Consider the following 13,945-nt stretch of genomic DNA (forward strand, 5'->3'; position numbering starts at 1 on the left):
TGGTCGCGCAGTTCCCCGCGCCCCTTCGGGGCGCAGGTCCCACCCTGCTCAGGCGTTGCGGCGCTCCGCCTTGCGCTCCTCCTCCGCCTTTTCGGCGGCCTCCATCTCGGCGAACACGTCGATCGGCGGCGGTGCCTTCGCCAGGAAGACCCAGGTCAGCCAGACGGCGAGCAGGAAGGGCGGGATCTTGAGGGCGATCAGGACCCAGCCGAACTGGGTCGTGTCCGCCCACCAGTAGAGCGGGAAGAGGATCGCGCACTTGGCGAGCAGGATCAGACCCCAGGCCCAACTGGCCTTGGTGTACGCCTTCTTGCGGCCCGGATTGCGGGTCCGCCAGGAGAGGTTCTCCTTGAAGACCGGGCCGAGGATCAGGCCGATCAGCGGGACACCCGCGACGGCCGTGATGATGTAGGCGAGGGCCAGGCCCAGGGTGTAGAGCATGCCCGGCAGATAGAAGTCCTTGGCGTTGCCGGTCATCATCGCGAAGACCACACCGAAGGCGACCCCGAAGACGCCGCTGAAGGCGTGCTTGACGGTGTCCTTCATGACCAGGCGGACCGCCACGAGCACCAGGGACACCGCGAGGGCCGCGATGGCCGACATGTGCAGGTCCTTGTTGATCGTGAAGATCGTCACGAAGAGGAGGCCCGGGACGACGGTCTCCACCATGCCCCGCACACCGCCGAAGGCCTCGAAGAGCGCGGCCTCGGTCACGGCCCTGGAATCGGCGTCCTCATCCGTGCTTCCTTGGTCCGTCGGCTTGTCGAGGGACGTCACCGGCTACTCCCGTCCGAGGGGTCTGAGGTCGTATTTGGGGTTGAAGAGCACCCGGCGGCCCCGGCTCATCGAGACCCGGCCGGACGCGATCAGCCTGCGCCCCGGTTCTATCCCCACGATGGAGCGCCTGCCGAGCCACACCACGTCCAGAGCCGCGGAGCCGTCGAACAGCTCCGCCTCCAGGGCGGGGACGCCGGCGCGTGGTCGCAGGGTGACCGTGCGCAAGGTACCAGTAACCGTGACTATCTGGCGGTCCTGGCAGTCTCCGATGCGGGTGCACCCAGCCGTCTCGGCATCCTCACGCAGCTCCTCCGACTCCAGATCCTCCTGGGAGGAGGACAGCCGGTCGAGCATGCGCCGGAAACGGCCTGCCGGCTTCTCGGAACCAGGAACAGCACTCATACAGGAAGCGTACCGGGGGTCGCCGACAGCGCCGCAATGGGTGCGCTCATCTGTGCTCATGCCCGCTCAGCCCGGTCCCGACCCTTGACTTATCGCTCGAACCTGTAACCCATTCCCGGCTCGGTGATGAAGTGCCGCGGATGCGCGGGGTCCGCCTCCAGCTTGCGGCGCAGCTGTGCCATGTAGACGCGCAGGTAGTTCGTCTCCGTACCGTACGAAGGGCCCCACACCTCCTGGAGCAGCTGCTTCTGGCTGACCAGGCGTCCGGTGTTGCGCACCAGGACTTCCAGGAGATGCCACTCGGTGGGCGTCAGGCGTACGTCGCGCCCGTCGCGGTTGACCTTCTTGGCGGCCAGGTCGACCGTGAAGTGCTCCGTGTCCACCATCACGTCGTCCTCGCCCGCCCCGGTGGGCTCGGCCCTGCGGATGGAGGCCCGCAGGCGCGCCAGGAGCTCGTCCATGCCGAAGGGTTTGGTGACGTAGTCGTCGGCGCCCGCGTCGAGCGCCTCGACCTTCTCGTCCGAGCTGTGCCGCGCGGACAGCACCAGGATCGGGACGCGCGTCCAGCCGCGCAGGCCCCTGATCACCTCGACCCCGTCCATGTCGGGCAGACCGAGGTCGAGCACGATCACGTCGGGGTGGCGAGCGGCGGCGAGCTGGAGCGCGGTGGCTCCGTCCGGGGCCGCGTCCACGTCGTACTTGCGCGCCTTCAGGTTGATCACGAGGGCGCGTACGATCTGCGGCTCGTCGTCGACCACGAGCACCCGGGTCATGCGTACCTGCCTTTCGGGCTTGTCGGTGGTGGCCGTCTCGGCGGTCATGAGGCGGCCTGGGCGGAGAGGTCCGGCAGCGCCGGTGGTCCGCCCGCCGCCGCCCGCAGGGTGAGGACCATGGTGAGGCCGCCGCCCGGGGTGTCCTCGGCTTCCAGCGTGCCGCCCATGGACTCGACGAAGCCGCGGGCGACGGCGAGACCGAGGCCCACGCCCGCGCCGCGCGGAGCGTCACCGTAGCGCTGGAACGGCTCGAAGATGCGGTCCTTCGCGGCGTCGGGGACGCCGGGGCCGCGGTCCACGACGCGCAGTTCGACGCGGTCGCCGAGCGTGCTCGCGGAGACCAGGACCGGTTCGGCGGCGCGGCTGTACTTGACCGCGTTCTCCACGATGTTGGCGACCGCGCGCTCCAGGAGGCCCTTGTCCACGGAGACCATGGGCAGCGTCTCGGGGATGTCGAGGTCCGCGCTGCCGTCGGGGACACCGCCGAGTGCCATCGGGACGACCTCGTCGAGGTCGATCGCGCGGATCAGCGGTGTGACGGTGCCGGTCTGCAGGCGGGACATGTCCAGCAGGTTGCCGACCAGGTGGTCCAGGCGGTCGGCGCCGTCCTCGATGCCTTCGAGGAGCTCGGCCCGGTCCTCCTCGGACCAGGCCACGTCGTCGGAGCGCAGGGAGGAGACGGCGGCCTTGATGCCCGCGAGAGGCGTACGCAGGTCATGGCTGACGGCGGCGAGCAGCGCGGTGCGGATGCGGTTGCCCTCGGCGAGGGTGCGGGCCTGGTCGGCCTCGGACTTCAGGCGCTGGCGATCCAGGACCACGGCGGCCTGCGCGGCGAACGCGGCGAGCACCCGGCGATCCTCGGCGGGCAGTACCCGGCCGGACAGGGCCAGCGCCATGTGGTCGCCGACCGGCATGTCCACGTCCGCGTCCTCGGGGCGGTCGAGCGGGCGGCCCTCGCCCACCCGGCCCGCGCAGGTCCAGGGTGCGACGTCGCTCGCGCGCTCCAGGAGGGCCACCGAGTCCATGCTGAAAGTCTCGCGTACGCGTTCGAGGAGGGCGTCCAGGCTCGTCTCGCCGCGCAGCACGCTGCCCGCGAGGAAGGAGAGTATCTCCGACTCGGCTCGCAGCCTCGCGGCCTGGTGGGTGCGGCGTGCGGCGAGGTCCACGACGGAGGCGACGGAGATCGCGACGCCCACGAAGACGATGATCGCGACGATGTTCTTGGAGTCGGAGATCGTCCACAGGTGCCGCGGCGGCGTGAAGTAGTAGTTCAGGAGCAGCGAGCCGAAGGCCGCCGACGCCAGCGCCGGCAGGAGACCGCCGAGCAGCGCGGCGGCGACGGTGAGCGTCAGGAACAGCAGCATGTCGTTGGCGAGACCCAGGTCCGCGTCGACATGGGTCAGGAGCAGCGTCAGGAGAGCCGGGCCGCCCACGCCCACCAGCCAGCCCCAGATGCTCCGGGACCTGCCGAGCCGCGCCCCGCGTGCCACGGGCAGACCACGGCCCTTGGCGACCTCGTCGTGCGTGACGATGTGGACGTCCAGGTCGGGTCCCGATTCGCGGGCCACCGTCGCGCCGACGCCGGGCCCGAAGATGTACTGCCAGGTCTTGCGGCGCGAGGAGCCGAGGACGATCTGGGTGGCGTTGACGCCGCGGGCGAAGTCGAGCAGCGCGGCCGGTATGTCGTCGCCGATGACGTGGTGGAAGGTGCCGCCCAGGTCCTCGACCAGGGTGCGCTGGACCGCGAGCTCCTTGGGCGAGGCCGCGGTCAGGCCGTCGCTGCGGGCGATGTAGACGGCGAGGATCTCGCTGCCGGAGCCCTTGGCCGCCATCCGCGACGCGCGGCGGATCAGCGTGCGGCCCTCGGGCCCGCCGGTGAGCCCGACGGCTATGCGCTCGCGGGCCTGCCAGGTGGAGCGGATGTCGTGCTCGCCGCGGTACTGCTGGAGGTATTCGTCGACCCGGTCGGCGACCCAGAGCAGTGCGAGTTCGCGCAGGGCGGTGAGGTTGCCGGGCCGGAAGTAGTTGGACAGGGCCGCGTCGACCCGGTCGGACTTGTAGATGTTGCCGTGCGCCATGCGGCGGCGCAGCGCCTGTGGCGACATGTCGACGAGTTCGATCTGGTCCGCGCGACGTACCACCTCGTCCGGCACGGTCTCGCGCTGGCGTACTCCGGTGATCGACTCGACGACGTCGCCGAGGGATTCCAGGTGCTGGATGTTCACGGTCGACACGACGTCGATGCCCGCGGCGAGGATTTCCTCGACGTCCTGCCAGCGCTTGGCGTTGCGTGAGCCGGGGACGTTCGTGTGCGCCAGTTCGTCCACGAGCGCGACCGCGGGCGCGCGCTCCAGGACGGCGTCGACGTCCATCTCGGTGAAGGAGGTGCCGCGGTGGTCGAGCTCCTTGCGGTCCACCTGCTCCAGGCCGTGCAGCATCACCTCGGTGCGCGGCCTGTCGTGGTGCTCCACGAAGGCCACCACGCAGTCGGTGCCGCGCTCGATGCGGCGGTGCGCCTCGGACAGCATCGCGTACGTCTTGCCGACGCCCGGTGCCGAACCGAGGTATATCCGAAGCTTGCCGCGTGCCATGGCCCCATTGTCTTCCCGAAACTGCTGTGTACGCAGCGTCGACCTTACGGCCAACAAATCCCGCAAAGGGGACGAAGGGGCGCCCGTGCCCGCTCTTTGACGTAACCCTGATGTGGCGGGTCCTGATGTGGCGGGTCCTGATGTGGCGGGCCGTGATGTGGCGGAGCGCGGGGGTCAGCGTTCGACGATCTCGCCGTCGCTCAGTTCGAGGACCCGGTCGGCGAGGTCGAGCAGTGCCGCGTCGTGCGTGGCGACCAGGGCGGTGACGCCCTCGCCGCGGACGACGGCACGCAGCAGCTCCATCACGGCCAGTCCGGTCTCGGCGTCCAGTTGCCCGGTGGGCTCGTCCGCGATGAGCACGGAGGGCTTGTTGGCCAGCGCGCGGGCGATCGCCACGCGCTGCTGTTGTCCTCCGGAGAGCTCGCCCGGCCGCTGCTCGGCGTGGTCGGACAGGCCGACGAGGGCGAGCAGCAGCGCGACGCGCTCCTCGCGCGCGTGGGGGTCGGTCTTTCGGAGCCGAAGGGGTACGCCGATGTTCTCGGCGGCGGTGAGTATCGGAATGAGTCCGAAGGACTGGAAGATGAAGCCGACGCGGTCGCGGCGCAGCTCCAAAAGGCCGTCCTCACCGAGACCCGCGAGTTCGAGCCCTTCCACGGTGATCGTGCCCGCGTCCGGGGTGTCGAGCCCGCCGACGAGGTTCAGCACCGTGGTCTTGCCGGAGCCCGACCGCCCCTTCAGGGCGACCAGCTCACCGCGCGGCACGGCGAAGGAGACGCCGCGCAGGGCGTGCACGGCGGACGCACCGCGGCCGTAGGTGCGGTGCAGATCCTCGACGACGATCGCGTGCTCGGTCATGCCCACTCCCCCGTACGGCCTTGTTGGACCGGGCGTCAGTATGGTCACCGCACGCCCGGCCCAACAAGGTCCGGGTCAGCGCGGGTTGTCCGCGTGGGTCAGGGTCTCCCAGGCGACGAACAGGTTGTTGGAACCTGCCGGGCGGTTCTTCTCGGTGAGCTTCTGGGTGTTGCTCATGGCGTGGCCGAGGCGGTTGTGGAGCGCGTTGTAGCCGACCTCGGTGACGGGCCCGAGGCCTCGGTGGACCGATCCGCCGCAGAGCGAGCTCGGCGGCGCCTCGCCCAGTTCGTACTTGGCCTGGAAGCCGAGGCCCTGGCGCAGCCGCTCGCCGACGTCCGTCTTGTAGAGGTCCTCGCCCTGGATGCGGCTGGTCTCGGCGACATGGGAGATCGCGGAGAGTCCGTATCCGGTGTGGGTGAAGTCGCGGCACGTCTCCTGGGTGAGCCCGGTGGTGAAGGTGCCCTGCCCCTGCCAGTACTTGACGATCTTGGCGCGGGTGTCCAGGTTCTGGCTGGGCACGGTCTTCGGCAGCTCGCCGTCGGAGGCGAGATAGACGTACGCGGCGGTGCGCGTGCGGAACTTCGCCATCGCCTTGTCGTACGACCCCTTGTCCTCCAGGAAGACGGAGATGCCGATGGCGGCCTCCATCATCGACAGTTCCCAGTTGCCGTTGGAGTTCGAGCCGTTGATGATCTCGGGCAGGTAGACGTCGCGCAGCATCGTCGCGAAGCGGCCCGAGTTGCCCCAACCGCCGGTGTACGTGTGCTTGATGATCTCGGCGGCCCTGGGCCAGGACGATCCCGCCCAGCCGGTCTGCAGCGGGGCGTTGCTGTTGGTGTGGTCCTTGATGGTGGCGGACCAGGCGTCCATCAGCTCGATGGACTTCTTGGCGTAGCGCTCGTCACGGGTGATGTACCAGGCGAGGGCCGTGGTGTACGCGGCCATCGCGTCCTCGCGCTCGTCGGTGCACCCGTGGTTGGGGTCGGAGTAGGAACCGCACTCGACGACCGCGCGGGGCTTGGGTGTGCGCGAAAGGGAGGCGTACTTGCTCCCCATCATCTGGTCGTAGGCACCCTTCCAGGGCTGGGCACCCGCGTTGACCCTCTCCCTGGTGAAGTCCAACTGTCCGCGGGAGACGGTGACACCGGGGTGCGCGAAGGTGCTGGGCGCGGCGTCGGCGCGCTCGGTGCCGGGCCACGCGAGGAGGGCGGTGACCAGGGCGGTCACCACGGAGGCGAGGGTCGCGAGGACTGCCGTGCGCGATCTGCGGTGGTGGCGCACGGGTGTGGGGGTGTCAGCCATGCGAAGGGCCATCCATTCTCGTATGTGAACCTCAAGTGCCTTTCTGAACAAGCGTGTTGGGCCGTGACCATAGGTATGGACCTGACTTCCGTCAAGGTGTGGGATTCGGGTTCTCGCCCCAGACTCCGATGTGGTCCGGTTCCTCCGTGAGCCGCACGCGCCCGCGCAGCCCGTAGCGCTCCACGTAGTCCCGCGGCAGCTGCAAGCGCCCCGCCCGGTCCAGAACCGTGAACTCCTCGCCCGCACCGCCGTGTTTCCGCAACGTCTCCGTGGCCGTACGGCCGTCCCGGACGCGCACCGTGCGACGGACCTGGCCGGAGACGAGCGGATCGTGCGTGACCACCAGGACCGTCGCGCCGAGCTCCTCGTTGGCACGGCGCAGGGCGGTGAACACCTCCTCACCGCTGGCCGTGTCCAGCTCTCCGGTGGGCTCGTCGGCGAGCAGCACACGGGGGGCGTTGGCGGTGGCCACCGCCACGGCGACCCGCTGCTGTTCGCCGCCGGACAGTTCGGCGGGCCGACGGTCGCCGCAGTACGCCACTCCGAGCACGCCAAGGAGTTCGGCGGCCCGAGCCGCGCGCTCGCGACGGGGCACGCGCGCGTACTTCATCGGCAGCGCGACATTCTCCAGGGCGGTGAGGTAGGGCAGCAGATTGCGCCCTGTCTGCTGCCACACGAACCCGACGGTGTTCCGTCGGTAGCCCAGGCGCTCGCGGCGCCCCATGGAGAGCAGGTCGTGCCCGGCGACCCGGGCCCGTCCCGCGGTCGGCAGATCCAGCCCCGAGAGGATCGACAGGAGGGTGGACTTGCCGGACCCGGACGCGCCCACGAGGGCCACGCACTCCCCCTCCCCGACCACCAGGTCGAGCCCCTGGAGAGCCTGTACCTCCACCTTTTCGGTGCGGTAGACGCGTACGAGGTTGTCGCAGACGACGAGGCCCTCGTCCCCCGCGGGCCGGCGCCGGGCGTTCGCGCGGGCCTCCAGATCGGCGAGCTCAGTCATCGTTCCTCCCCAGTCGCAGCACTGCTCCAAGACCCCGGCGCCGTCCCAGCCAGGTTTCCAGCCCCACCGCCACGGCCACCAGGGCGACGGTTCCGGCGGCCAGAACCGTGGTGAACAGGGCGTCGGTCCGCAGAGCGGGCGCGGTGGGGCCGCCGGTGAACACCCGCAGGTCGAGGGCGGGTCCGAGCAGCCCGGGCAGGGTCAGACCGAGCGCGACGCCCCCTGCCACGGCCGCCAGCACCATGGGCAGCAGCTGGAGCAGATGCAGCCCGGCCGTGGCGCGGGCGCCGAGCCCCATCGTGCGCAGCCGGGCGGCGGCGGCGCCGCGGGCCGGGGCGGACAGCAGGAGTTCGAGGACGAGGGCGAGCAGCGCAAGGAACACGGCCAGGGCGGTGCAGGCGGTGTGTGCGACGGTCAGAGCCGCGACCAGGCCGTCCTCGTCGGCCTCCGCCTGCTCCTCGGCACGGATGCGCAGCTCTCCGGTGGCGGCGCCGGGCGCGGCGCGCGGGACGACCGAGCGCAGCTCACGTACGTCCAGGTGCGGGCCGTACAGGAGCAGGGCCGTCTCCTCGAACTCGCTCGCGCCGAAGGCCTTGAGGTCCCGGTTGTCGGCGAGCAGGAGGTGGTCCCTGGCCTCGGTGGCCGAGCCTACGGCGCCGAGTGCGGGGTCCCTGCGCACCGCCTCGGGGAGGGTGCCCACGACGCGCAGGCGGCGCTCCTTGCCGTGCACGGTGATGGTCAGCAGGTCCCCCGCGTCGGCGTCATCGGCGAGCACACGAATGTCACGCCCGCCGCCTCCCTTGGCCTCGCCCCCGCCGAGACCTGCGTCCCGCAGCGCGCGGGCCGCCGCCGAACCCCCCGCGGCGGAGCGCAGTTTCGTGCCGTCGACGCCTACCAGGCTCGCGATCCCGTACCGCCCGCCGTCCGTGGCGCTCACCGGATCGACCCGCAGCTGCCGCACCGCCACCGTCTGCCGCACTCCACGCGCGCGTGCCAGGCGTCCCGCGGTGTCCGGGTCACGCCCCGCTCCCAGGAAGGAGGCATCGGCGCCCACCCGCCAGGCGGCGGCGTCCTGTCGCCCCTCCGTGAGCGTCTGGGCGACCAGGCCGCCGAACACGGCGCCGGCCAGGGTCACCACCAGGACGAGCAGTGCGAGCGCCCGTGCGGGAGCCTCCTTGGCGGCGCCGCGGAGCGCGACGAGGGCCACGGCTCCGCGTCCACGGGTGGCCCGGCGGGCGACGAGGCGTACCGGCCATGGGTAGAGGCGTGCCAGCACCACGACCGTGGCGAGCCCCAGCAGTACGGGCGCGGTGGCGAGCAGGGGATCGCCTCCCGCCTCGCCCGTCGTCCCACGGGAGCGCAGCGCGAGGACGCCCGCCAGAGCGAGGACCACCACACTCACCTCGACGACGACGCGGCGTCCGCTGCTCGCCCCCTTGTCCCGCAGCAGGGCCCGGTCGCGGACGGACCACCAGGTCAGCAGGGGCAGCACCAGCCACGCGCCCATGGCGACGAGGAGCCCTCGCCCATACGCCGGCGAGGCATCCGGCAGCGCCGAAGCGACCGCGCACCCGCCCCCGAATCCCAGCAGCACGGCCGGTGCGGTCGCCGCCCCACGCCCCAGGGCGGTCCCCAGGGCCGACGCCCCACGCGCGCGTTGCAGTCGATGGACGTCGAGGCGTCGGCGTACGGAGAGCAGCGCGCCGACGACCACGGCGGCGAGTCCGACCGCCGTCACCGAGGCGAGCGCGAAGGAGATCACCACGCTGCCCTGCCGCCACTGCCCCTGGAACTCCGCCAAGGTATCCGGCAGTTCGGTGGCGGTCTCCGACTCGGCGGCCGGGTGCTCGCCGAAGGCGCAGGGCATGCCGCCGCTGACCATCCCCACGTCACACGTGACGCTCCGTACGGCATCGGGGTAGCGGAGCATGAGGCGCTCGAAGTCGCGCTGTCCCTGGTCGCCGACGAGACGCGCGGCGTCGCCGCCGGGGTCGAGGCGCATGCCCCAGATCACGGTGAGGTCGGCCTCGGCCTGACTCTGCAGCACTTCGACGCCCCGCGGCGCGAGCAGGGCGCCCGCATACCGCGCCGCCCCGCCGTGCGGGTCCCGTCCCGTACGCGCGAGCAGGGGCTGCTCGCGCCAGAGCCGCCGCTCGCCCTCCGCGGCGTAGAACCCGACGACCCGTGCCGGTGCGTCCACGATCTCCAACGCGCCGGGGCCGAGACTCAGCTCCTGCCCGAGCCGCAGCTTCAGGGCGTCACGGGTACGGGTGGAGACGGCGATCTCCACGACGCGTCCCCTCGCGGCGGGTGGCCGTCCAGCGGCGTACGCCGACCGGGGCGGGGCATCGCTCGCGTACACGAGGGACAGTGTGGTGCCGTCTTCGGTCCGTACGCCGGGCAGGGCGATGCGGGTGGAGTCGCGCAGGATTTCGCCGCGGAGAGCGGCGGGGGCGGCGTTCTCGACGACGGTCGAGTACCTCCGCAGATCGGCGTCCAGGGTGCTCTCCGCCCCCACCCGCTTCTCCTCCGGCCCGAACCGCACCCGGTGGGTGATCCCCGGAGCATCACGCTGCACCTGCTCGAGCCGGTCCCCCAACGCGTGCCCCGAAGCCACCTCCAGCAACCCGGCCCCACCGGCAGCGAGGCCGCAGAGCACCAGAACAACCAAGGCAAGGCCCCCCAGGGGCCCCAACTCCCCCCGCACCCACGCCCTAACCCGCATCCGCCCCTCCCGAACAAGCTCTCCGGCCCGCCCACCCGATCACCAGCAGTCGACGGCGAGACACACGAAGACGCCCGCCAGCCGACGACGCACGCCGGGGGGCGCGAACTGCGCAGTTGCACGCACCGGCACGCCCCCGCCCCACCGCCGGACGGCGGCGCCGCAGCAACGCACCGCCACCCGCAGACGGCACCGAGACGCAGGGAGACATGCCGGTTTGTCCGCCCGGAGCACAGCTCCCACCCCCCTCACCCGTCCTCCCCCGCCCGCAACACCCGCCCCAGATCCACCCGCCCCAGAACACGCACCACCGCGCTCACGACCCCGCAGATCACCACCGTCACCCCACCGGCCACGCCCCACACCCGCACCCACGGCACCTCGGTGAGCAGCCCAGGGAAGACCGGGTCGCCCGCCGCGTCCACCGTCACCACCGGCATGATCACGGCGGCAAGGCCCGCTCCGAGCAGCGTGCCCAGGAGCGCCGCCACCCCCGCAAGCGCCAACTGCTCCGTCCACAGGTACGCGGCGAGCTGGCCCCTGCGTACCCCTAGAGCCCGCAGCAGCGCGAACTCCCGCTCCCTGGCCCGCGCCGCGAGCACCGTATGCAGCGTGAAAGCGATGACGGCGAACGCCGGTGCGAGGGCGAGGCAGAGCCAGAGGCCGCCACGGGCGCCCCGCCGCAGCGGGTCCTCGCCGAGCGCCACGCGCGCGTGCGGCACGTCCACGGCGGTTCCGAGCCGAGGACTGCCGCGCACCGCCTCCCACGCGGCGCTCGCATCACCCCGTACCGCCCCCGCCCACCACGCGCTCTCCGCACCCGGTAAGGCCCCGCTCAGCGCCAGCTGGGCCGTCATCGCCCGCGAGTCGGCAAGGAGGCGGGGCCGGTCGCGCGCTTCGCCGGGCACCGCCTCGACCCGTCCGACGATCTTCAGCCGGGCGCTGCCGCCCGCACCGCGCCGCACCGTCACGACGTCCCCGACCCGCACCCCACCGGAGTCGAGCAGCGCACGGTCGGCGAGAGCGGGCGTCGCGGGGCGGCCCTTGGCGCTGTCCGTGCCGAGCCGAACGTTCCACGTCGGATACTTGAGCCGCGTGTCGGGGCCCCGAAGCACCGCGTCGAGCAGCACTCCGGCCCCGGGCCTGTCACGGCAGAGCACGGGACCGGGCGCTTCCCCCACCGCCCCGCGGGGCCGCTCGGCCCCGGGGCACCCCGCCCCGTACCGGTCCGGCGCGTCCTCGCGCAGGTCGCGCCAGTCGGCCTCCCGGGTGAGCCCCGGCACCCGGTCGATCCTGAGACGGTAGGTGCGCCGCACCGTCTCGCCCGCCATGCTCAGGTCGATCTGCAGAATCCGTAGGCCACCGCTTCGCACGGGCACCTTCAGGGGAAGCGTCCGAGGGCCGCGAGGGCCGCGAGGGCCGCCTTCTTCAAGAAGGACAGCGCTTGAGTGGACGAGGCCGTCGTCGTCCTCGAAGAAGACGGTCAGCCGCACCGGCACGGCGCGACCGGCCCCGTCGGCCGACAGCCGTACCCGCAAGGGGAGTTCCCGTGCGGGACGAGCGCCGCCGACGCTGAGCCCGTGCGCCGGAACCCCCTTCCCCAGCGGCGCGACAAGCTCCCGCACAGGCCGCTCCGCGAGGTCGCCCCGCAGCGAAGGCACCGGCCCGCGCCCGGTGTTGATGCCGGTGACGGCCACCGCGTCCTGCCCGATGTAGCCCTCCGTGGTCATCACGGGAGTGACCGCGTCGACCCCGGGCAACGCACCGTACGTCGCACGCCGCTCCCCGGCGGGCACGCCCTCCCCCGGTTCGATCCGCAGGTCGGCACCGACCCGGAAGACGGCCTGGTCGTGGTCCCCCCGGTCGAGAATGGCGAGGGCGGTGCTGCTCAGCGCCGCGACGGCCAGGGCCAGCGTGACCACCAGGGCGGGCCCGGCGTGCCGTGCCGCACGCCGCGCGATCTGCCACCCGCCGAGCGGCAGCACGAGCCCCCTGCCACGCCGGGCGAGCGGGTCGATGGCCCGCGTCAGGAAGGGCAGCAGGCGCAGCACGAGCAGGGCGGCCGCGGTGGTCATCACCACCGGCGCGAACACGAGCACCGGGTCGACACCGTCACCGGTCACCGGAGACCGGTACTGCCGCAGCTGCAGCCACCCGAGGACGGCCACCGCCCCGAGCACCACATCGGCCCCCACTCGCTGTACGCCCGCGAACCGGCCCACGCGCAGGCGGAGCCGGCTCACCGCCTGCCGGTCCCGCACCACCCGCACCGTCGGCAGGAGCACCGCGCACCCGTGCACCACGACGGCGAAGGCGGCAGCCATCCAGGCGGCGCCGATCGCGGCGGCGTCCGGCACCCCGCCGTGCAACACCCCCGCCCCTTCGAGCAGCCGCAGCAGCGGACCGGCGAGGAAGGGCGCGGCGATGCCCGCCGGAAGGGCCACCACCGCCCACTGCACCCCGGTCGTCACCACGAGCCGCCGCGTTCCCGCACCCCGCGCGGCCAGCAACGCAAGCTCCGGGCGCCGGTGTTCGGCGAGCTGACGCCCGGTGAGCACCAGGGCAGCGACCGCGAGGGCGGCAAGCAGCGTGGCGGGGACGTAGAGCCCGGCGCGGGCCACGGCGATGGGCGTGGTGAGCCGGTCGAGCGCCCTGCGCAGCCCCGCCGAGACAGTCAGTTCCGCATCGGGGTGCTTCCCCCGCAGCACCGAGAGCGAGGCATCGCTGCCGCCGAACCGCCGGGCCCGCTCGGCCAGCGGCCCGATGTCCCCGAGCCGCAGCCCCCGCGCTTCGGGCACGCCGAGCCAGAGCGCGCCCGCGTCCTTCGCGAGCCCCGGCCGGGCCGTGAACGCGGCGCGGGGCACGAGCGCGATGGAGTCGGGCATCCCGAACGTACTGCTGAGTCCTGCCCAGACCGCGGGCGCGCGCCCCTCGGTCGCGTAGAGCCCGACGACCCGCATCCGCACCAGGCGCTCGCCGGCGCCGCGCACGACCACGTCGTCACCGGTCCGCACCGCGAGCTCGGCGGCGAACGCCCTGGTCAGCGCCGTCTCCGTCACCACACGGGACGAGCCGCCGAAGCCGCGGGGCCACCGGCCGGCCACCAGAGCGGCGTGGGACCCGGCCCCTTCGAGCGCGGCCACGGACACGGTGGCGTCATCGCGGCGCCGGCCCCCGGCCTCGGTCACGGAGAGCTCGTCGTTGCGCGCCGCCGGTGCCCGCAGCGCGAGGCGCGTTCGGTGGGGCACATCGCCGTAAGTGCGGCCGACCGCGTCGCGTACGTCCGCGTCGAGGCGCCGCACAGTGTCGACGTCGTAGCGCCCCGCCACCTCGACGGCGGCTTCCCGGTCCGCGCCGAGCCGCTGCCGCACCCCGCCCTCCACGGCCTTCTCGGTCAGCGCGGCAAGGGCGGCGAGCACCGTGGCCGCCAGCAGGACCGCAAGCCCGGCGGCCCCCAGCACCATCCCGTGGTACCGGCCGCTCCGCACCACGGCGGGCACGCGCCGTCCGCTCACCG

9 protein-coding genes are annotated in these 13,945 nt (G+C 72.6%); all 9 read right to left on the reverse strand.

Going from position 1 to position 13,945, the window contains the following annotated elements:
• Nucleotides 1-48: 48 nt before the first annotated feature.
• Nucleotides 49-777, reverse strand: coding sequence for a DUF3159 domain-containing protein (locus tag AB0I94_RS15330; RefSeq protein WP_363310045.1), 729 nt, complete (start codon nucleotides 775-777; stop codon nucleotides 49-51).
• A 3-nt stretch (nucleotides 778-780) separates the two neighbouring features.
• Entirely contained in the window at nucleotides 781-1,179 is a 399-nt protein-coding gene (locus AB0I94_RS15335; protein WP_363310046.1) for an OB-fold nucleic acid binding domain-containing protein, read from the reverse strand.
• Between the two features lie 89 nt (nucleotides 1,180-1,268).
• Complete coding sequence (locus AB0I94_RS15340) at nucleotides 1,269-1,952, reverse strand: response regulator (RefSeq protein WP_160507672.1); 684 nt, start codon at nucleotides 1,950-1,952, stop codon at nucleotides 1,269-1,271.
• Nucleotides 1,953-1,996: 44 nt separating this feature from the next.
• Nucleotides 1,997-4,543, reverse strand: a complete 2,547-nt coding sequence (locus AB0I94_RS15345) for a sensor histidine kinase KdpD (RefSeq protein ID WP_363310048.1) — start codon at nucleotides 4,541-4,543, stop codon at nucleotides 1,997-1,999.
• Nucleotides 4,544-4,717: 174 nt separating this feature from the next.
• Nucleotides 4,718-5,398, reverse strand: a complete 681-nt coding sequence (locus AB0I94_RS15350; RefSeq protein ID WP_363310049.1) for an ABC transporter ATP-binding protein — start codon at nucleotides 5,396-5,398, stop codon at nucleotides 4,718-4,720.
• Between the two features lie 75 nt (nucleotides 5,399-5,473).
• Nucleotides 5,474-6,700, reverse strand: coding sequence for an alginate lyase family protein (locus tag AB0I94_RS15355; protein ID WP_363310050.1), 1,227 nt, complete (start codon nucleotides 6,698-6,700; stop codon nucleotides 5,474-5,476).
• Nucleotides 6,701-6,791: 91 nt separating this feature from the next.
• Nucleotides 6,792-7,703, reverse strand: a complete 912-nt coding sequence (locus AB0I94_RS15360) for an ABC transporter ATP-binding protein (protein WP_363310051.1) — start codon at nucleotides 7,701-7,703, stop codon at nucleotides 6,792-6,794.
• Nucleotides 7,696-10,374, reverse strand: coding sequence for a hypothetical protein (locus AB0I94_RS15365; protein WP_363310052.1), 2,679 nt, complete (start codon nucleotides 10,372-10,374; stop codon nucleotides 7,696-7,698). The genes AB0I94_RS15360 and AB0I94_RS15365 overlap by 8 nt, the downstream gene beginning before the upstream one ends.
• 302 nt (nucleotides 10,375-10,676) lie before the next feature.
• Nucleotides 10,677-13,943: an FtsX-like permease family protein gene (locus AB0I94_RS15370; protein ID WP_363310053.1), complete on the reverse strand. Its 3,267-nt coding sequence runs from the start codon at nucleotides 13,941-13,943 to the stop codon at nucleotides 10,677-10,679.
• Nucleotides 13,944-13,945: the final 2 nt, after the last annotated feature.

Source organism: Streptomyces sp. NPDC050147 (assembly GCF_040660195.1).
Lineage (GTDB): Bacteria > Actinomycetota > Actinomycetes > Streptomycetales > Streptomycetaceae > Streptomyces.

Bases quoted from the DNA above. Each gene is read 5' to 3' on its own strand.
- AB0I94_RS15340 (WP_160507672.1), bottom strand. From the start codon at position 1,952: ATGACCCGGGTGCTCGTGGTCGACGACGAGCCGCAGATCGTACGCGCC.
- AB0I94_RS15355 (WP_363310050.1), bottom strand. From the start codon at position 6,700: ATGGCTGACACCCCCACACCCGTGCGCCACCACCGCAGATCGCGCACG.
- AB0I94_RS15350 (WP_363310049.1), bottom strand. From the start codon at position 5,398: ATGACCGAGCACGCGATCGTCGTCGAGGATCTGCACCGCACCTACGGC.
- AB0I94_RS15335 (WP_363310046.1), bottom strand. From the start codon at position 1,179: ATGAGTGCTGTTCCTGGTTCCGAGAAGCCGGCAGGCCGTTTCCGGCGC.
- AB0I94_RS15360 (WP_363310051.1), bottom strand. From the start codon at position 7,703: ATGACTGAGCTCGCCGATCTGGAGGCCCGCGCGAACGCCCGGCGCCGG.
- AB0I94_RS15345 (WP_363310048.1), bottom strand. From the start codon at position 4,543: ATGGCACGCGGCAAGCTTCGGATATACCTCGGTTCGGCACCGGGCGTC.